Source organism: Psychrobacter sp. 1U1, from assembly GCF_051847535.1.
GTDB classification, from domain to species: Bacteria; Pseudomonadota; Gammaproteobacteria; order Pseudomonadales; family Moraxellaceae; genus Psychrobacter; species Psychrobacter saeujeotis.
Map to the genome: position 1 here is coordinate 109,862 of NZ_JBPYDD010000006.1, position 19,830 is coordinate 129,691.

Here is a 19,830-nt window from a genome sequence, read left to right on the forward strand (position 1 = left end):
CCTTATTTGCCTGTTGAGATACTACTGGTACGGTTTGATTTTCAATATTTATTAGATTTCATAGTCGCGAACTTGATTACGCAATTGTTGTTTATATTCAGGAGTGATCGATTCATTGTTTTCATCAAGTATCAGCGCATTTAAATCATCCGCCATCATATAAGCAATGCTCATCATACTATCAAAGCTACGCAGCGCTTGTGGATGCGGCAGTGATAAAAATACTACCACCCCATTATAAGTGTTAGTCGCCACACTATGCGGATCAAACGGCGCGATACCACTATCGGTGATACCCATCATACTAAACCACAGCATGCCGGTGCCGTCTTTTTGCTCATAGCGGTGGAACATATTCATGGCCCCAAAGCGTAGGCCATATTTATCAATCAAAGCCAATAAATCGCGGCCACGAATGATTTCTACAGGGCGATCACGGTACTGACGCGGCAAGATAGAAATGTTGATATTGTCTTTGGCATTGATAAGTGGGCCATTTTGCGCTTCATCGACAGGCTCTAACAGATGCTGATCTAGTATCGGGCTGTTGTCATCAAAGCTTGGCTCTTCAGCCGTATCAATCACTGGCATCAAGCTATCCGTCGCTGACATAAGGCTAGAAAACGCATCAAGCTCTTGCTCATTACCAGCTTGCATGTGGCGAGCTGCTTCTGAAAACTCAGCATTATCTGCACGTTGCTGCTCAGCTTGCCAGCGCGTATAGTCTTCATCATTGTTGTCATCAGTATCCACGCCAATCTCACCGCGACCTTGAGTCAATTGTGCATCGACAGTGGTATGGGTCTCGGTCAACGGCTCATCTTCGATAACCGCATCGAGATAGTCACGATTGGGCGCAATGGTGGTCTCACCTGGAACTGTATCATCAAAATCTGGTTGATCGACAATATTACGCTCGTGACGCGGTATGATAGGTATACCATTTTTATCATAATTGACTACCGCAACCTCCGTACCATTCCGACGCTTAAAGCTACGAATGACCATAAACAGGCCTGCAAGCACAACAAATGCAGCAACGGCAATCAAAACAAACTGAATAGCGGTCATGAGAAATACATCCTAATAACTATGATAAAAGGGAATACACAAAATGGAATAAATGGCAATAGTCTAGCATGGCTGACTAACCTCGTCACCATATAGTAATTGTTTATGGTCAGCGCGACATAGTTGCGTTACGTTACACTCTCAGCACTCACTATAATACTAAAGTCTGTATAAAATCCGATACCAGTTATCAATGATTAATATCGATTATTTATACTAATTGTCGATATAGCTGGCCGCTTCATTGAGTGAAACACTCACTAAAGTAGAGATACCAGCATTTGGCATGGTAATACCCTTCAGCTCATCGGCAATTTGCATTGCAAGCTTATTATGACTAATAAAGATAAACTGCAAATCGTCTGCCAGCTCATGAATGAGGCTAGTAAAACGAGCGACGTTGGCATCATCAAGTGGCGCATCAACTTCATCAAGCACACAAAACGGTGCTGGATGCTGCTTGAATATCGCAAAGATTAAACTCAGCGCGGTTAGGGTTTTTTCACCGCCCGAAAGTACGGCAAGGCGACTATTACGCTTGCCCTTTGGCTGCGCCATTAAGGTTAATCCAGCCCGCCACTGCTCTGATTTTGGTGCATTGGCAGGCATATCATCAGTATTTAACGTTAGGCTGGCTTGCCCACCGCCAAAGACTTTGGCAAATAAATTGGCAAGCTCGTTATTGACCGCGTCAAGCGTTTGTATAAACAAGGTCTTAGTGGTCTCATCGATAGAGGCAATTGCCTTGCTCAATGTCTCCATACTGGCTGTGATATCTACTGTCTGCTGCGCGAGTGGCTCTAAGCGCTCATTGACTTCCGCCAACTCTGCCACTGCCGCGAGATTGACCGCACCAATCTTACTCAGTTGCTGCTCAAGTTTCGTCTTTTCACGCTCAAGCTCAGCGATTTTGTCAGGGCGCACGCGGCGATCATGCGCGATAAAATCCGCTAATAAATTTGAGACACTCGTCATTAACTGGGGCTGCTGTGATAAGTTCTCATCGGCCTTATATTTGTGACTCACGCTATAATAAGCTTCTAAAGCCTCTTGCGTATGAGTACTGGAATCGTCTAACCGCGCTGCACTTAATGCCAGCTCAGTGGCGTGATGTGCAAGCTCGCTTTGCTGAGTCTGCAATGTCTGCTGTAGCGTCTCTAGCTCTGCCTGCTGCTGACTATATGCCTCTTTAAGCGCCGTTAATGCCAACTCACGCTCTGCTAATACTGCTTGCTGCTCATCGCGTGCTGTCTGCGCAGTTTGTAATGCCGATTGTAGTACTGGCAGTTTATTTTGCTGCTGCTCGTAACTTACCTTTAGACGTTGTTCACTTTGTAGCGACTTGTTATGTTGCGCACTTACACGGTTAAGGCTACTAACGCTATGCTCTAAGCGCATCTCGTTTTGTTGAATACGCAGCTGCAAGGCTTGCCAAGCGTCCTCGTCTGCTTGACGCGTCCGATTTAGCTCACTGCGTTCGGACTGCAATTGCTGACTCAATGCCCGAGCATCCGCTATTTTTGGTGTCAGCGCCGCTATCTCACTTTGGATATGCTGCTGTTCATGATTGAGGGTTTGCTGCTCTTGTGCCAGCTCTTGTTGTTCCTGCTCAAGGGAAACTTTATCCGCATTTAGCCTCAGGCTATCCGCTTGCAAGCGCTCAGCAGTAGCACGCTGCGTGGTGAGCTGCTGCTGATAGTTGTATTTATCACGCGTTAATTGCTCCGCTTGCGCGCGGGTTTCTTCTAAGCTGACCGTTAACGCATCATAGTTGCGCTGGTTATTAGCGATGGTCTTTTGCTGCGCTTGTATTTTGCTTTCAAACTCATCAAGCAAATCTTCTAACGCTTGTAGACGGCTGCGCTGCTGTAAACGCTGGCTTAAGAATTGACTATTGCTATCATTTTGACCATCTTGCGCACCAATAAATTTACTAAGATTCATCGTACCTTGGCGACTGATAAGCCAGCCGTCCGAGGTTAGTAAAATAGCGGATGATGGCAACACTTTTAAAATCTCAGTCAAGTCTTCTAACGTTTGCTGAGTATTAATTTCAGGTTGAGCGCTATATAAATAGCAGTGCTGCCAAAGTGCTAATTTGGGGGCGCTAATCAGCTGTGATAAAGGCAATACTTTATTAATCAAAGTGCTTGGCACTTCGTTGATAATTGGCTTTGCGTTTACATCATTTTGTTTAGTAGATAGCCACAAGCTATGGCCATTTTCTATTGAAGAATTGTCCTGTTTATTAATCTGTTCGTTTTGCACATTCTGATAAGTAAACAAATCCGTTAAGTCATGCTCAAGCGCTTGCCATAAGTTATTCGCTTCTTGAACGTCGACGTTAACTTTTTTAGTACTTGACTGCTTAGAGACCAGCACATGACTATCCAGCCATAATGCCAATACGCTATCGAGTAGCTCTGCGTACTGCTGACCTTTGGTGCTGAGCTCAATGTGCTCACGCAAGGTGGTGATAGCTAAGTTATTATAGTCGTTGGCTATTTCACTTTCTAAATCAGTTTTTAAATTGTCAGTTCCTGAAATAGATGCTTGCTGTTGCGATTTTGGCGTAGGCTTAGGATGTAATATCTGGTGTAGAGTATCGTACTCACTTGCTAAAACTGCGTGACGTTTTTCATGCTCGCTCAACTCGCGCTGCTGCTTGTTTAAAAGTTGCTGTAAATCATGCGCTTGTGGTTGTAGCTCAGACAGCCGCTCATCGACGCTATCGTATTGGCGCTCAATTTGCTGCAACTGTTTGTTTAGCTTAGCAACTTGCGTGTCTAACGTGCGCTGCAAATTATTCGCATCAGTCTGCTCTTGCCCATTACCATTAGCTCTGTCAGTATTGGCAACTGGTGATAATGACTGCTGTAGCTGCTGCCATAGATTCTGCCAGTTTTGCTGGCGGCGCTGCCACTTATCATGGTTTTGCTGATGCCGTTTTTGCGCTTGAGCATTAATAGCTTGCTGCTGCTCAAGCGCACGATGACTATCTTGCAGTCGTGATAGCTTATTTTGCGCATCATGGTAGGCGCGCTGCAAGGGTTGCTCATTGCGTTTATGTGCTTCACGCTTACTGCTCAGCTCATCGAGCTGCGGACGCAGTTCTTCTAGCACATTCTGCTGCGTGGCTTGCTCAGCTTTTAAACGCTCAATCTCATCGACTGCTTGCTCACGCTGCTGCTCTGAGCCGACTCGTTGCTGTTCAATAACGGTTAGCTGTGACTTGGCATCACTTAGCTGGTGCTCGGCTTGCTGGTAGCTTAGCTGCTGCTGATAATGGCTGCTTTGCGCATCGTCTTTTAGCCACTGTTCTTGATTGATATGCGCAGCAAGCTTATCTTGCTTGACTTTTAGCGCGTCATAACTTGCTTGTAGTGTGATGACCTCATTAGCGCTACGCTCATGGGCGATTTTTTGCTGCTGCTGAGTATGCTTAGCTTGATACAGTTGCTGAATCGCTAGTTGTTGCTTGATATCAGCAAGCGTTAAGGCTAACTCTTCATAACGCTCAGCGCTAGCAGCTTGCTTAGATAAGCGCCTTTGTTGGCTGACCAGCTCGCTTTGCATATCGTGCAGGCGTGCAAGATTGTCTTTGGTTTTCTCGAGCTTTTTTTGCGTCTCTATTCGGCGCGCTTGATAGCGCGACACCCCTGCCGCCTCTTCTATAAACTCACGCAGCTGCATCGGATTAGAATCTACAATTCGCCCAATCATACCTTGCTCAATGACTGCATAACTGCGCGCGCCAAGCCCCGTGCCCAAGAACACATCGACCACATCACGGCGGCGACAGCGCGTGCCATTGATGAAATAGTCTGAACGTCCCTCTTTATTTACTTGCCGGCGTACAGACAGTTCTTGATAGAGGTTAAACTCATGGCGAATGCCCGTCTGCTCATCTTGGGTGTGCTCAAAAGTCAGCTCGACACTGGCGACACTTTTGGCAGATTTATCCTGCGTACCAGCAAAGATGACATCACTCATTGCCCCGCCGCGTAACTGCTTGGCAGAGGTCTCACCCAGCACCCAGCGAATGGCATCGATGACGTTGGATTTGCCACAGCCGTTCGGCCCGACGATGGCGGTGATACCATGACGGAAGGTAAAAGTCGTTGGATTGGCAAAGGATTTAAAGCCTGCCAGCTTAAGAGATTTTAAACGCATGAATGGTCAGTGAACTTAGCGAAAACAGGCGGCTATTCTACCTGAAATTGTGACGAGTTTTTAGGGTTTGTGAGGAATGCTATAATATGGCTTAAAATCTATATAATTCATATAAACACTAAAAATTAAGGAAATTCAGATGACTGATTATAACCCGCAAGAACTACAACAAAAATATGAAGAATGGTGTGAGCTACATCGTCAACAGCTTGAGGCGCAACAGCAGTTCTTAAAAGCTGAAGCATTGAAAAACGAATTAAAAGACTACTATCTAAATCCGCAATGGATGACGGATCGTGAAGCGGATATGCCAATTGAATACTCAGGTAAAGAGTATTCAATCTTTAGTGAAGATGCGCTTTGGAGTATGCTCAGCGACCATGATGAGTTAGCAAGAAAGTGGATGCGTCTGGGGCTTGATGCGATTGATAAGAAGTAAAAATCGCCCTAAATCACCCCAATACCACTCAACAATAATTGCCCGCCTGCAAATAATAGCAACACGCCAAAGGCACGCTTAAGCGTGAGCGCAGGTAATACATGGGCAAGCTTGGCACCGACTTTTGCCATAGCGAAGCTAACGACTGAAATACATATAAATCCTGTGACATGGACAAAGCCTATCGTACCCTCAGGTAGATTGACCACATCTTGACCAAACCATGCAAATCCTGCCGCGCCAGCCAATGCAATCGGTAGACCGCAAGCCGCTGAAGTACCGACCGCCTGCTTCATTGGCAGTCCTGCCCAATTTAAAAACGGTACGGTCAAACTACCACCGCCGATGCCAAAGATAGACGATGCCATACCAATCCCTGTCCCCGCGCCAAATTGAACGCCAGCTGGCGGTAACGGCTTGCCCAATTGTTCTTTATTGGATAAAAACAACATTTTTAATGCAACCAATAATGCGCCAACACCAATGATGGCCTGCAATACCTTGCCATCAATCATATCAGCGATGCCTGCACCCACTAGACTACCGATGACCAAGCCTAATGCCATCTTGCGCCATACTTCCCAGCGCACACCGCCACGCTTATTATGTGCAGTCAATGAGCTAATAGAAGTCACCACAATGGTCGCAAGAGAAGTACCAATCGCTAAATGCGTAACGACTGCAGGTGAAAAATCATAGGCAGTAAAAATCCACACCAATGCTGGGACGATAATCATGCCGCCGCCGACGCCAAACAAACCCGCACTGACGCCCGCAAACGCTCCTGCAATCACAAACCATACATACAACATCATCGAATTGGCCTTTTGCTTGTTTTTTGAATGTTTTTGTCGTGCCTGACTACTTTTTTGTCTTCTTATTTTTTTGCCTGTCTACTTGGCGCATACTCTCAAGCTAAATCAGAGGTATTAAATAGGTATAATCGACCATATTACATTTGCCAAACTCTCAGCCGATCTTTATGCTGTTTGTCTTATATTGTCTACTTAAGACAAGCGCCAGTATACCAAAGATTACCCATACGACCTTAACTACAGTGACTAAATTTATGCCGTCATCAGCCAGCACCTCCGTCTATTTATCTGAGCTTACGCATTGTCATGTAATCAGCAGCGCCTCTACCAATACTGAGCTGATAGAACGTGTCCAAGATGACACACTGAGCGCCACTGAATTACATCTATTGACGGCTGAGACTCAAAGCGCAGGACGTGGGCAACGGGGGCGTTCATGGCAATCACCGCGCGGCAATGTCTATCTGTCGTTATACCATCCAGTGCATACATCCATTAGCGGCTTGTTATCGTTACTCGTCGGTGTCGAGCTGGCAAAAATGCCTATTATCCAAACGTTAAATGAGCAGCTGCGCGCGCAAGGTTTGACCCCTATTGGCGTCAAATGGGCCAATGACTTGGGCTTTTATCAAAACCTGCCTAAACCAGATGAATCTCAATCAAACAAAGCCACACTAGACACCCAAATTATTCAATTTAATAAACTTGCCGGTATTTTGATTGAACCCGTATGGAAAGCAGGTAAATTGGTCGGTGTGGTCATAGGTGTTGGACTCAATGTACAAGCTGCACCAAAGCTAACCGCGCAAACTTGCGAAGGCATGAGCTATCAAGCGATCAGCTTACAAGACATTTACGCGATGCTGAAAGCAGATACCAATAATAAGAGCAACGATATCAATCTACCAACCTTACAAACGCTTTATCAACAAATGAGCAAAGCGTTGATAGCAGCGATGACGCGCTTTGAGCACTTTGGGATAGAAAAGCCAACTGGACACACTTATTATCTGGACAGCTTTTTGCAAGAATTTGCGACGATGGATGCACTGGCAGGTCTGCGGTTACGTGTGACTCAAGACCATGATGATAAAGCGCATGTGGTGACTGGTCATGCCTGCAGTATCGATACAAACGGGTGTTTGCAATTGCGTGAAGATAACGGTAAGATTTCTGCGCTTTTTACGGGCCGTATTGACGTAACTCGTGAGGCTTAGAGCACATACTTAACGAGCACTATATAAAGGGATTTTTATGCTCTGGTTAGATCTTGGAAACACCCGTCTTAAATACTGGCTCACTGATGATATCGGGCAGATAGTCGCACACGATGCCAAGCAGCATTTGCAAGCGCCTGCCGAATTACTCATGGGTCTAACCGATCGCTTTGAACGTTATGCACCTGACTTTATCGGTATCTCGTCTGTACTGGGTGACGAGCTCAACGCCAAAGTAACAGAAACGCTGAGTCGTCTAAACATCCCATTTGAGTTTGTCCATGTCGATGCGGCGCACCCATTGATGCGTAGCGACTATAATGATGAGCAACTTGGCTGTGATCGTTGGTTACAGATGCTGGGCGCGGTCGATAAGAAAAAACGTCAATGTGTAATTGGTTGCGGTACAGCGGTGACAATTGATTTGATTGATCACGCGACACATTTAGGCGGTTATATTTTCCCCAGTATTTACTTGCAGCGTGAGTCATTGTTTTCTGGTACCAAGCAAATCACCATCTCTAACGGTACTTTTGATAGCGTCAGTCAGGGCACCACCACGCAAGATGCGGTACATCGCGGTATCTTACTATCTATCGTTGGGGCGATCAATGAGATTAGCCGTCGCCATCCCAACTTTGAAGTGATCATGACTGGCGGCGATGCATCCATTATCGCCCAGCACGTCAACCGTTCAGTGCGCTTGCGTGATGATTTATTATTAAATGGTCTGGCACGCTATTTTGACCATAGCAAACAGACATAATGATTTTATAAGATAGAAAATAGACATAAAAAAAGCAGGACGTTTTGAGCGACCTGCTTTTTTGTTATAGCCTGTTCGATTTCAAACCCATACAGAGTGCTAATGGGATGAGTTTTCACAGCCTCTGTCACGCCTGCGAACAGCAAGCAAGAAAAATTTAGCCCATTAGCACGAGGATATTAATGTATCGATGTTGTTTTGAAATTAATATCCAACGAACATTCAATAGTTTTTACTTAGTCTCGTTAAACAGTTCACGACCGACCAGCATACGGCGAATCTCACTGGTACCTGCACCGATTTCATACAGCTTAGCATCACGCCAAAAGCGACCCAGCGGATACTCATTGGTATAGCCATTACCACCGAAGATTTGAATGCCCTCGCCCGCCATCCACGTGGCTTTTTCAGCGCACCATAAAATCACACTGGCACAATCTTTACGTACTTCTCGACTATGACCTGCGCCGCGTTGGTCTAGCATATCGAGATTTTTACCGACAGTATATAAGAAGCTACGTCCCGCTTGCAAGATGGTATACATGTCTGCGACTTTACCTTGAATGAGCTGAAACTCACCAATCGCTTGACCAAACTGCTTGCGGTCGTGGATATAAGGGACGACATTGTCCATCACTGCTTGCATAATACCGATAGGACCTGCGGCCAATACTGCGCGCTCGTAATCAAGACCACTCATCAGTACTTTAACGCCTTCACCAACGCCACCTAAGATATTTTCTTTAGGGACTTCAACATTGTTAAAGGTCATCTCACCGGTATGACTGCCGCGCATGCCTAGTTTGTCGAGCTTTTGTGCTGTACCAAAGCCTTCCATGCCTTTTTCAACGATAAATGCCGTCATACCTTTGGCGCCCATCTCAGGGTTGGTCTTAGCATAAACAACCATCACGTCTGCATCAGGACCATTGGTAATCCACATTTTGCTACCGTTTAATATGTAGCTGCCGTCTTTTTCTTCTGCTTTTAGTTTCATACTGACCACATCAGAGCCAGCGCCCGTCTCACTCATTGCAAGTGCACCAACGAATTCACCACTGATTAATTTTGGTAAATACTTTTGTTTTTGTGCCTCATTACCATTGCGTTTAATCTGGTTGATACATAGGTTTGAGTGCGCGCCATAGCTTAGAGCGACGGATGCAGAAGCGCGGCTAATCTCTTCCATCGCGACCATATGGGCGACGTAGCCCATATCAGCACCACCGTACTCTTCAGGAACGGTAATACCATGCAGACCTAGGTCGCCCATCTTTTGCCACAAATCCATTGGAAACTCATCGCTACTGTCAATTTCAGCCGCGCGCGGGGCAATCTCATTAGCCGCAAACTGCTGTACCACATCACGTAACGCGTCGATATCTTCGCCAAGCTGAAAATTTAATCCAGGTAAACTCATAACTATTCCTTGTATATAAATGTTTTAATAATTAAATTTTAATCTGTTTTTAGAGCCATTACATCTTCAGTGCATTTAGTTAGGACTGACGCTTATTAATCAGCGCACGTGCCACGCTAGAACCATTGCGGCGACCGAGAAACTCACTAATACGCTCACCTGTTACGACCAATTTATCTAAATCAATGCCAGTGCTAATGCCCATACCATGCAGCATATAGACGACATCCTCGGTTGCGACATTGCCCGTTGCGCCTTTGGCATACGGACAGCCGCCAAGCCCCGCCACTGAGGTATCAAATTCGCTGACGCCCATCTGTAAGGCGGCCAAGGTATTACTAACGGCTTGACCATAAGTATCATGAAAATGGCCTGATAGCATAGCTATATCAGCATATTCTAAAGCGGCTTGTAGCGCGCGCTGTACTTTCAACGGAGTACCAACACCAATGGTATCGGCAATACCAATCTGCTCTGAACCAATCTCAACCAAACGCTTGGTCACGTACGCCACTTGGCTTGGGTCAATCTCGCCCTCATAGGGGCAACCGACCGTACAAGAGATAACGCCGCGCACTTTGATGCCATGCTCTTTTGCCGCAGCGGCAACGGGGGCAAAACGTTCAATACTTTCATCAATACTACAATTGATGTTTTTCTGACTAAAGGTTTCACTGGCTGAACCAAAAATTACGATTTCATCAGGACGGTGCACGATGGCATTCTCAAAACCGCGCATATTTGGTACCAGTACCGAATAGATAACGTCATCACGCCTATTATCTGCAAGCGCGGTCATCAGCTCACTGTTGTCGCCCATTTGTGGCACCCATTTTGGCGAGACAAAGCTGGTTGCTTCCAGCTTTTTCACCCCTGCTGCGATTAAATCGTTGATAAGCGTTTGCTTCACTGCAGTCGGTACTGTCGTTGATTCATTTTGCAAGCCATCACGTGGACTAACATCAACGATTCTGACATGGTCTGGATACGAATGGCTCATGGTTATTATCCTTTTATCGTCCTTATACTTCGGTTCTTAAGCTTCACTAGCTTCGGTATCGATACGGAGCAGCTCATCACCATCAGCCACTGAGTCACCTGCTGCAAATAACAACTCTGCCACTACCCCATCAGTCGGTGCGGTAATGGTATGTTCGATTTTCATTGCTTCAATAACAGCGAGTGGCTCACCTTTTTTGACTGTGTCGCCGACTTCTACTTTAAATGCCACTACCTGACCTGGCATTGGTGACTTTAAGCTGCCGACCGCTGCAGACTCTTCGCCCACGTGCGCCATGATATCGATCAGCGTAATCTCGTCACGACCGCTGTCGGTGAACACATAAACGATCTCATTATGTACCCAACTTTGAGCGCTAATACGTGCGCCATCAATCCATAAAGTATGATTATGTGCGTCGCTGCTGGCATAACTCACATCACTCTCATAAATACTTTCTGTCTGAGCGGCTACATTAACATTATTTTGAGTATCGTTACTTGCGATCTCTTTTTCAATAATCAATGTAAAGCTGCTGGTATTTTCAGCACCCTTTTTGCTGTCAGAATAATGTGCATTGTGCCAATTGCTAATACGAGCGCTATAAGATTGCTCATCATAACCCAAGCTAAACGATCTTGTATAATCGTTATAAGCACGAAAACCAGTAGGCTTACTAAATGGATCTGCATCTGTACCTTGGGCAGCGCCTTCACTGGCAAGCTGCTGCGTAATAGCAGTCACAACCAGCGTCGATAACTCAAGCGGATGCTGATTAAACAACTCATCATGCTCACGTTCAATCAACGCAGTATCAAGATTGGCTTTACTAAATGACTCAGTATTAAGAATATAACGCAAAAACGCCACATTCGTCGGTAAACCAACGATGCGCGTTTGTCCCAGTGCTCGATCGAGTTTCGCCAATGCTTGCTCGCGCGTTGGCGCATGAACGATAAGCTTTGCAATCATAGAGTCGTAAAACGGGCTGATTACATCACCTTCGCGTACACCATCATCGATGCGCACGCCTGCGCTGTCATTATTAATTATAAAGGTACTATGTTCAGGCTTTTGATAGGTAAATAAAGTACCTGTCGCTGGTAAGAAGTCATTGTCAGGATTTTCAGCACAGATACGCGCTTCAATCGCATGACCATTGATCGCAAGCTCATCTTGCGTTTTTGGTAATGGCTGACCTGCCGCGACCAAGAGTTGCCATTCAACCAAGTCTACACCAGTAATGGCCTCACTGACTGGATGCTCAACTTGCAGACGGGTGTTCATCTCCATGAAATAAAAACTCATAGCGCTTTCGCGCTGTTCAACGATGAATTCAACCGTACCTGCACCAACATAGCTAACGGCACGCGCGGCTTCTATCGCTGCTGTCCCCATCGCTTTACGCATAGCCTCATCAACGCCTGGCGCTGGTGCTTCTTCTAGCACCTTTTGATGGCGACGCTGTACCGAGCAATCACGCTCAAACAGATGCACATAGTTGCCGTGCGTATCACCGAATACTTGGATCTCGATATGGCGTGGTTTGAGGGCGTATTTTTCAATCAATACTTGATCATTACCAAAGCTGGTAATCGCTTCACGGCGACATGAATCTAACAAGTCAATAAAGTCGCTGCCCTGCTCTACGATACGCATGCCTTTACCGCCACCGCCAGCGCTGGCTTTAATCAATACCGGATAGCCAATATCATCTGCTTGCTGTTTTAAAAACTGGGCATCTTGATTGTCACCATGATAACCCGGTATCAGTGGCACGCCTGCCGCTTCCATCAAACGCTTGGACTCAGACTTACCGCCCATGGCGCGAATCGCATCGGCAGATGGACCAATAAAGACCAGACCTGCATCTTGACAGGCTTGCGCAAAATCCGCATTTTCACTCAAAAACCCATAACCCGGATGGATCGCTTGTGCGCCAACATCGAGAGCAATTGCAATGATCGCATCGCCTTTAAGATAGCTATCTTTCGGGGACGATCCACCCAAATAAACCGCTTCATCACAGACAGCGACATGCTTGGCTTCGCGGTCAGCATCAGAATAAACAGCGACGGTATTCACACCCAGACGCTTGGCAGTCGCGGCCACCCGGCAGGCAATTTCACCACGGTTGGCGATTAGAATTTTAGAAAACATAACTATCCCTGTGTCTTGTCATTTTTATTTGTCGTCTTGGCTATCGTTGTTTGCGGCTAGTCTACCGTCAACCAGTCAGGCTTACGTTTTTGCAAAAACGCTTGTACGCCTTCCTTACCTTGTGTGGATGAACGGATATCAGCAATGCCTTTTACCGTATCGGCAATTAAGTCATCACTAATAGGCGCGCCTGCAATATCATGCAACAGCTGCTTGCAAGTTTTAACCGCATCGGGGCTGTTTTTGACCATCTTGGCACAGAATGTTGCCACTGCCTCATCTAATACTTCTTCGCTGACTCGCTCGTGGATAAAACCAAGCTGACGCGCTTTTTTGGCATCAAACACTTCAGCACTTAAGAAATAACGCTGTGATGCTCTAGCACCTAGCGCTCTAATAACATAAGGGCTAATCGTTGCAGGGGCTAGTCCCAAACGCACTTCACTCAAGCAAAAGTTCGCAATCTTAACGGCGATAGCCACATCACAAACAGCCACTAGACCCATACCACCTGCATAAACGTCACCTTGAATAGCAGCAACTGTCGGCTTAGGACACTCATAGATAGTTTTAAGCATTTGCGCGAGTTTATCAGCGTCCGCTAGATTTTCTTCATAGCTATAATCTGCCATGGCACGCATCCAGTTAAGATCGGCACCCGCACAGAACGCTTTGCCGGCAGCCGCTAACACGATGACTCGCACATTATCATCAGCGCCAAGCGTGGTAAAAACCTCGGTCAGCTCGGCAATCATTTCATCATTAAAGGCATTACGTATCTCAGGACGATTTAACGTCACCGTCGCTACGTGCTGCTCAATATCAACCAATAGGCTTTTATAGTTATTCATAAAGGGTTATCTCAATGTTTTATAGTAACTTTCTCTATATTTCTTATGTATGTATCTTTTTATAGATAATTAATTAAAAGACACTTAATCAAACTTTTAGTCAATCCATAATAATATTAATACAAGGAAACCGAATGTAGATGTACAAATCGTACTTCAAATAAGGTTGACGCAGTAGTAAATTATTATGGGCAGACCTTAAAATTCTTACATTCTAAAGACCCCATAAGTCGTCTCTTCAATCGGTGCATTATAGGCAGCGCTAAGACCTAAAGCCAGTACGTTACGAGTATCAGCAGGATCAATCACGCCATCATCCCACAGGCGCGCCGTCGCATAATAGGGATGGCCCTGCTTCTCATACATATCAAGAATCGGCTCTTTAAATGCAGCCTCATCCTCGCTACTCCATTCCTCGCCTTTACGGTCAAAATTATCACGCTTGACCGTTGCCAATACCGATGCTGCTTGCTCGCCGCCCATGACAGAGATACGCGCATTTGGCCACATCCATAAGAAACGTGGGCTATAAGCACGGCCACACATGCCATAGTTACCAGCGCCGAATGAGCCGCCAACGATGACGGTAAATTTCGGCACTTTCGCGTTGGCCACTGCCATTACCATCTTGGCACCATGACGGGCAATACCTTCGTTTTCGTATTTGCGGCCGACCATAAAGCCGGTGATATTTTGCAGGAATATCAATGGGATTTTACGCTTACAACACAGCTCAATGAAGTGCGTGCCTTTTTGCGCCGACTCACTAAATAGAATCCCGTTGTTGGCGATGATACCGACTGGCATACCCTCGATATGCGCAAATCCACATACTAGCGTGGTGCCAAAGCGCGCTTTGAATTCATCAAAGGCACTGTCATCGACGATACGGGCGATGATCTCTTTAATATCAAATGGCTTGCGCTTATCCGTTGGAATGACGCCATATAGCTCTTTGGCATCATAGCGTGGTGGACGTGGTTTGATTTGATTCGGAACTTGCTTGGCAGGACGGTTCAGATGGCTGACGATATTACGCGCAATCGATAGTGCATGGGTATCGTTCTGCGCTAAATGATCGACTACCCCTGACAGACGGGTATGCACATCGCCGCCGCCCAAGTCTTCAGCGGTGACCTCTTCGCCAGTTGCTGCTTTTACAAGTGGTGGGCCACCCAAAAAGATGGTGCCTTGGTCTTTAACAATAATAGACTCATCACTCATCGCTGGCACATAAGCACCGCCTGCCGTACAGCTACCCATAACCACGGCAATCTGTGGAATACCCGCAGCACTCATATTGGCTTGATTAAAAAAGATGCGACCAAAGTGTTCTTTATCAGGGAATACATCATCTTGGTTAGGTAAGTTAGCGCCACCTGAGTCCACCAAGTACACACAAGGCAAATTGTTTTCTTGGGCAATTTCTTGCGCACGTAGATGTTTTTTGACCGTCAATGGGTAATAAGTTCCGCCTTTCACCGTGGCATCATTACAGACAATCATACACTCAGTGCCGTTAATGCGACCGATACCAGCAATCACGCCAGCAGCGGGAATCTCTTCGCCATACATATCATGCGCTGCCATTGGAGCGACTTCTAAAAATGGCGTACCCACATCAAGCAAACGCTCGACGCGCTCACGAGGCAGCAGCTTACCACGTGCTAGATGCTTAGCTCGGGCACGTTCTGAACCGCCTTGGACGACTTTACGCAAGTGCACATATAAGTCATCGACTACCGCTTGCATGGCGGCACTGTTTTGCTGAAATTCAGCAGCGTTTGGACTCAGTTTACTGGTTATGATAGCGCTCATGATATCCCTTTTCTTTGATGCGTAAATGCGAGTAGCTTTTTATGTTATGCGAGTTATTCTAACTGGTATTTATTTTAAGCGTTACTCACATGATTAATCCGTGATGTTTAAAACCTAAATGTTTCAGATCTAAGAAGCAAGCTTACTATAAGCCCAGCTCATCTTTCATCATCTCAACAATTTTATACTTTTGAATTTTGCCCGTAATGGTCATCGGGTATTCTTCGACGAAACGATAGTGAGTAGGTATTTTATAATGGGCAATGTTATTACGGCAGAACTCCTTAACCTCTTCTTCGCTTAAGCAATCAGGCTCTTTGGGAATAATCCATGCCGCCAATACTTCACCATACTTAGCATCAGGTATGCCAACGATTTGCACATCGCGAATCTTGGGATGGCGATAAAGATAGTTTTCAATCTCTACTGGGTAGATGTTCTCGCCACCACGAATGACCATGTCTTTGCTACGACCCACCACTTTGACGTACCCATCTTCATCCATGGTTGCCAAATCCCCGGTATGCATCCAATTATCTTGAATGGACGCGCGTGTTTTGAAGCGGTCGCCCCAATAGCCTTTCATTACCGAATAGCCACGCGTGAGTAGCTCGCCTTTTTCTCCTAGCGGTACAGTCTCGCCCGTTTCTGTATCGACGATTTTGACCTCAAGCGCTGGCTGCACCAGTCCGACAGTGGAAACCTGCTTTTCAAGCGGTGTGTGCTTGTTCGTCTGACAAGATACTGGACTGGTCTCGGTCATGCCATAAGCAATAGTGACCTCGCTCATATGCATCTCATCAATGACGCGGCGCATGACTTCAATCGGACAGCTAGAGCCTGCCATAATACCGGTGCGCAAAGTGGATAAATCGAATTTTCCAAAGTCTGGATGATCAAGCATCGCGATAAACATCGTTGGCACTCCATGCAAACCCGTACATTTTTCTTCTTCGACCGCTTGCAGGACACTTAATGGCTCAAAACCATCGTTGGGATACACGATACAACCGCCATGGGTCAAAATGGCTAAATTGCCGAGTACCATACCAAAACAGTGATAAAGCGGCACAGGAATACACAATATGTCTTCTTCAGTGAGATTCATTGCCTCACCGATAAAGTAGCCGTTGTTTAAGATATTACGGTGGGTTAAGGTCGCACCTTTTGGCGTGCCAGTCGTACCACTGGTAAATTGAACATTGATAGCATCAGTATTTTTGAGTTGTGCTTGCCGTTCAGCAACGCGTGGGTCGTTAGGGTCACCCTCGCTCATCCAGTCAGAGAACCTTTGCATATAACTAAAGGTTTCATCATTACCCGGCTCATCAATCCAAATGATACGCTCAATCGTCGGTATTTCGACCAAATCCAGCTGATTGTAAGTTTTATGATAAATCTCTGGACACAGCTCACGCACCATTTGCGTATAATCACTGGTCTTGAAATGGCGCATTAACACCAATGCCGAGCAACCAAGTTTATTCAAGGCATACTGCAACTCAAAGGTACGATAGGCAGGATTGATATTGACGAGAATAACGCCGACTTTAGCGGTCGCTAATTGCATGAGTAACCACTCGCTATTGTTATGAGACCATATACCGACGCGATCACCAATCTCAAGCCCCATCTCTATAATAGCGCTTGCCAGCTGATTGACCTTTTGTTGCAGCTGTTTATAAGTCCAGCGAATGTTTTGATGACGAACGACCAATGCTTCACGCTCTGGATATTTAGAGACAATAGCATCGAAAAAATCACCGATAGTCGCTTCAATCAGTGGTACATCAGGACCTTTGTCGTAGCTTTGAGAAAGTGGCGCATTGACTGAGCGCGCACCCATGTTGACGCTGGGAATGTTAGCTAGGGTAGTATCGAAATCAATATTTTGTGTCATAACGAGTCCTTTCGTTTTATCTTTTTATTCTATATAAAAACAGCCCGTAAGCCGATTTTTCATCCTTGAATCTATATCATATATTATTATCTATAGTAACGCTTCAAATGAAAGACTGTCAATATTATCGATACAATATGTATCATTTAAAAGCACTCTTTAAGAAAGACACATCCTCCATTACTGATTTGTCAGTATTAAGTATAACCAGAGGTAAAAAATCAGCTTGCTACCACTAGGGCATAAAGCTGACTTTATCAGTGTTTAACACTTCTGTCTTTATATCTTTAGCATTCAGTTGTAAGTCTTTATAATAATAGCACTTATAAATTAATGCCTATAAATTAACGACTTATGTTTGTTAACAGCTATCTATCTACCACAGTCTACTCTAAACCTAACTCCTTTATCATTTGTTCAACGATTTTATACTTCTGAATTTTGCCCGTCACGGTCATTGGATAATCAGTCACAAAGCGAAGGTAGGTCGGCACTTTGTAATGAGCAATGTGGTCACGACAAAATTGGCGCACTTCTTCTTCGCTCAAGCTACCTGGCTCTTTTGGAATAATCCACGCCGCTAATACTTCGCCATACTTTTTATCAGGCACGCCGACGATTTGTACATCACGGATTTTAGGATGGCGATAGAGATAGTTTTCGACTTCTACTGGATAGATGTTTTCGCCGCCACGAATGATCATATCTTTACTACGCCCAACTACCGTGATATAGCCATCTTCGTCCATTGTTGCCAAATCACCCGTATGCATCCAACCATCCTGAATGGCTTTTCGGGTTTTAAAACGGCTACCCCAATAGCCTTTCATGACCGCATAGCCGTATGTGAGTAGCTCGCCTGTCTCTCCAATCGGGACAACATCACCCGTTTCGGTATCCACGATTTTGACCTCAAGCGCTGGCAGCACCATCCCTACTGTCGACACTCTCTTTTCAAGGGGCGTTTGTGAGCTGGTCTGACAAGAAGCTGGACTGGTCTCGGTCATGCCATAAGCAATGGTTACTTCACTCATGTGCATTTTATCCATGACGCGGCGCATGACCTCAATAGGGCAGCTAGAGCCGCCCATGATACCGGTGCGCAAACTGGACAAATCAAAGCTATCGAAGTCTGGATGATCCAGCTCCGCGATAAACATCGTCGGGACGCCAAGTAAGGCGGTACATTTTTCTGCCTCCACTGTTTGCAATACTGTCAGCGGATCAAAGCCATCATTGGGATAAACCGCGCAACCACCATGGGTTAAAATGGCTAAGTTGCCACCCACCATGCCAAAGCAATGATAGAGTGGCAATGGGATACATAGCCTATCCTCTTCGGTCAGCCTCATTCCTTCGCCCATAAAATAGCCGTTATTTAGGATATTGCGATGCGTTAAGGTGGCGCCTTTGGGTGTGCCAGTTGTGCCACTGGTAAACTGCACGCTAATAGCGTCGGTGTTTTTGAGCTGGGCTTGGCGTTTTGCAACGCGAGGGTCATTGGCATCTCCCTCTGCCATCCAACTAGAGAACTTTTGCATAAAATTAAAGTCTTCATCGCTCTCTGGCTCATCAATCCAAATAATGCGCTCAATGGTTGGAATCTCCACCAAATCAAGCTGTTGATAGCTTTTATGATAAATTTCAGGGCATAGCTCGCGAATCATTTGCGTATAGTCACTGGTTTTAAAATGACGCATCAATACCAAGGCCGAGCAGCCCAATTTATTCAGCGCATATTGCAGCTCAAAGGTACGATAAGCAGGATTAATATTGACTAGGATGACGCCGATTTTCGCTGTCGCTAATTGCATCAGCAACCATTCGCTATTGTTGTGCGACCAAATAGCGATACGATCACCTATTTCAAGCCCCATCTCAATCATGGCACTAGCCAGTTGATTAACCTTTTCTTGTAGCTCGCGATAGGTCCAACGGATATTCTGATGACGCGAAACCAGTGCTTCACGCTCAGGATATTTATGGACAATGGCATCGAAAAAATCACCGATGGTCGCTTCAATCAGCGGCACATCAAGTCCTTTATCATGGCTTTGAGACAGTGGCGCATTCGCTGAGCGCGCACCTACATTAACTTTGGGAACATTATTAAGAATACTGTCGAAATCGATAAGCTGAGTCATAACGAGTCCTTTCGTTTTGCTATTAGTTTGATTGTTGCCTTATAAGCATTCAAAGC

The 19,830-nt window shown here is 45.7% G+C and carries 13 protein-coding genes; 3 read left to right on the top strand and 10 right to left on the bottom strand.

All coding sequences use genetic code 11. From position 1 onward, the window contains the following. Nucleotides 1-51: 51 nt before the first annotated feature. Nucleotides 52-1,071, bottom strand: coding sequence for a cell division protein ZipA (locus tag ACS8FB_RS10535; protein ID WP_439262779.1), 1,020 nt, complete (start codon nt 1,069-1,071; stop codon nt 52-54). 216 nt (nt 1,072-1,287) lie between these two features. Then, the gene (locus ACS8FB_RS10540; protein ID WP_439262780.1) at nt 1,288-5,244 is read right to left on the bottom strand and encodes an AAA family ATPase; all 3,957 of its coding nucleotides are present in this window, start codon (nt 5,242-5,244) and stop codon (nt 1,288-1,290) included. A 139-nt stretch (nt 5,245-5,383) separates the two neighbouring features. On the opposite strand from ACS8FB_RS10540, the gene ACS8FB_RS10545 reads away from it, so the two are divergent. After that, the gene (locus ACS8FB_RS10545; RefSeq protein ID WP_439262782.1) at nt 5,384-5,683 is read left to right on the top strand and encodes a DUF4298 domain-containing protein; all 300 of its coding nucleotides are present in this window, start codon (nt 5,384-5,386) and stop codon (nt 5,681-5,683) included. 8 nt (nt 5,684-5,691) lie between these two features. On the opposite strand, the gene ACS8FB_RS10550 is transcribed toward ACS8FB_RS10545, so the two are convergent. Beyond that, complete coding sequence (locus ACS8FB_RS10550) at nt 5,692-6,495, bottom strand: sulfite exporter TauE/SafE family protein (RefSeq protein ID WP_439262913.1); 804 nt, start codon at nt 6,493-6,495, stop codon at nt 5,692-5,694. Nucleotides 6,496-6,752: 257 nt separating this feature from the next. Here ACS8FB_RS10550 and ACS8FB_RS10555 point away from each other — a divergent pair, with 257 nt between their 5' ends. Together ACS8FB_RS10555 and ACS8FB_RS10560 are read left to right on the top strand one after the other, a co-directional pair. Beyond that, the gene (locus ACS8FB_RS10555; protein WP_439262784.1) at nt 6,753-7,715 is read left to right on the top strand and encodes a biotin--[acetyl-CoA-carboxylase] ligase; all 963 of its coding nucleotides are present in this window, start codon (nt 6,753-6,755) and stop codon (nt 7,713-7,715) included. A gap of 37 nt (nt 7,716-7,752) precedes the next feature. Next, nucleotides 7,753-8,481: a pantothenate kinase gene (locus ACS8FB_RS10560; protein ID WP_439262786.1), complete on the top strand. Its 729-nt coding sequence runs from the start codon at nt 7,753-7,755 to the stop codon at nt 8,479-8,481. A 232-nt stretch (nt 8,482-8,713) separates the two neighbouring features. Here the strand turns inward: ACS8FB_RS10560 and ACS8FB_RS10565 are convergent, their stop codons facing one another. The 7 genes from ACS8FB_RS10565 to ACS8FB_RS10595 form a co-directional block, all read right to left on the bottom strand. Further along, entirely contained in the window at nt 8,714-9,901 is a 1,188-nt protein-coding gene (locus ACS8FB_RS10565; RefSeq protein ID WP_299218180.1) for an isovaleryl-CoA dehydrogenase, read from the bottom strand. A 79-nt stretch (nt 9,902-9,980) separates the two neighbouring features. After that, nucleotides 9,981-10,901, bottom strand: coding sequence for a hydroxymethylglutaryl-CoA lyase (locus tag ACS8FB_RS10570; protein WP_439262788.1), 921 nt, complete (start codon nt 10,899-10,901; stop codon nt 9,981-9,983). A 36-nt stretch (nt 10,902-10,937) separates the two neighbouring features. Then, nucleotides 10,938-13,061: an acetyl/propionyl/methylcrotonyl-CoA carboxylase subunit alpha gene (locus ACS8FB_RS10575; RefSeq protein WP_439262789.1), complete on the bottom strand. Its 2,124-nt coding sequence runs from the start codon at nt 13,059-13,061 to the stop codon at nt 10,938-10,940. A gap of 56 nt (nt 13,062-13,117) precedes the next feature. After that, nucleotides 13,118-13,912: an enoyl-CoA hydratase/isomerase family protein gene (locus ACS8FB_RS10580; protein WP_439262790.1), complete on the bottom strand. Its 795-nt coding sequence runs from the start codon at nt 13,910-13,912 to the stop codon at nt 13,118-13,120. Between the two features lie 207 nt (nt 13,913-14,119). Beyond that, a complete protein-coding gene (locus ACS8FB_RS10585; protein WP_439262791.1) occupies nt 14,120-15,730 on the bottom strand; it encodes a carboxyl transferase domain-containing protein in 1,611 nt (536 codons plus the stop codon). Nucleotides 15,731-15,875: 145 nt separating this feature from the next. Next, nucleotides 15,876-17,630, bottom strand: a complete 1,755-nt coding sequence (locus ACS8FB_RS10590) for an AMP-binding protein (protein WP_439262792.1) — start codon at nt 17,628-17,630, stop codon at nt 15,876-15,878. Nucleotides 17,631-18,016: 386 nt separating this feature from the next. Next, on the bottom strand, nt 18,017-19,774 hold the full coding sequence (locus ACS8FB_RS10595; protein WP_439262793.1) for an AMP-binding protein: 1,758 nt from the start codon (nt 19,772-19,774) through the stop codon (nt 18,017-18,019). Nucleotides 19,775-19,830 lie beyond the last annotated feature (56 nt).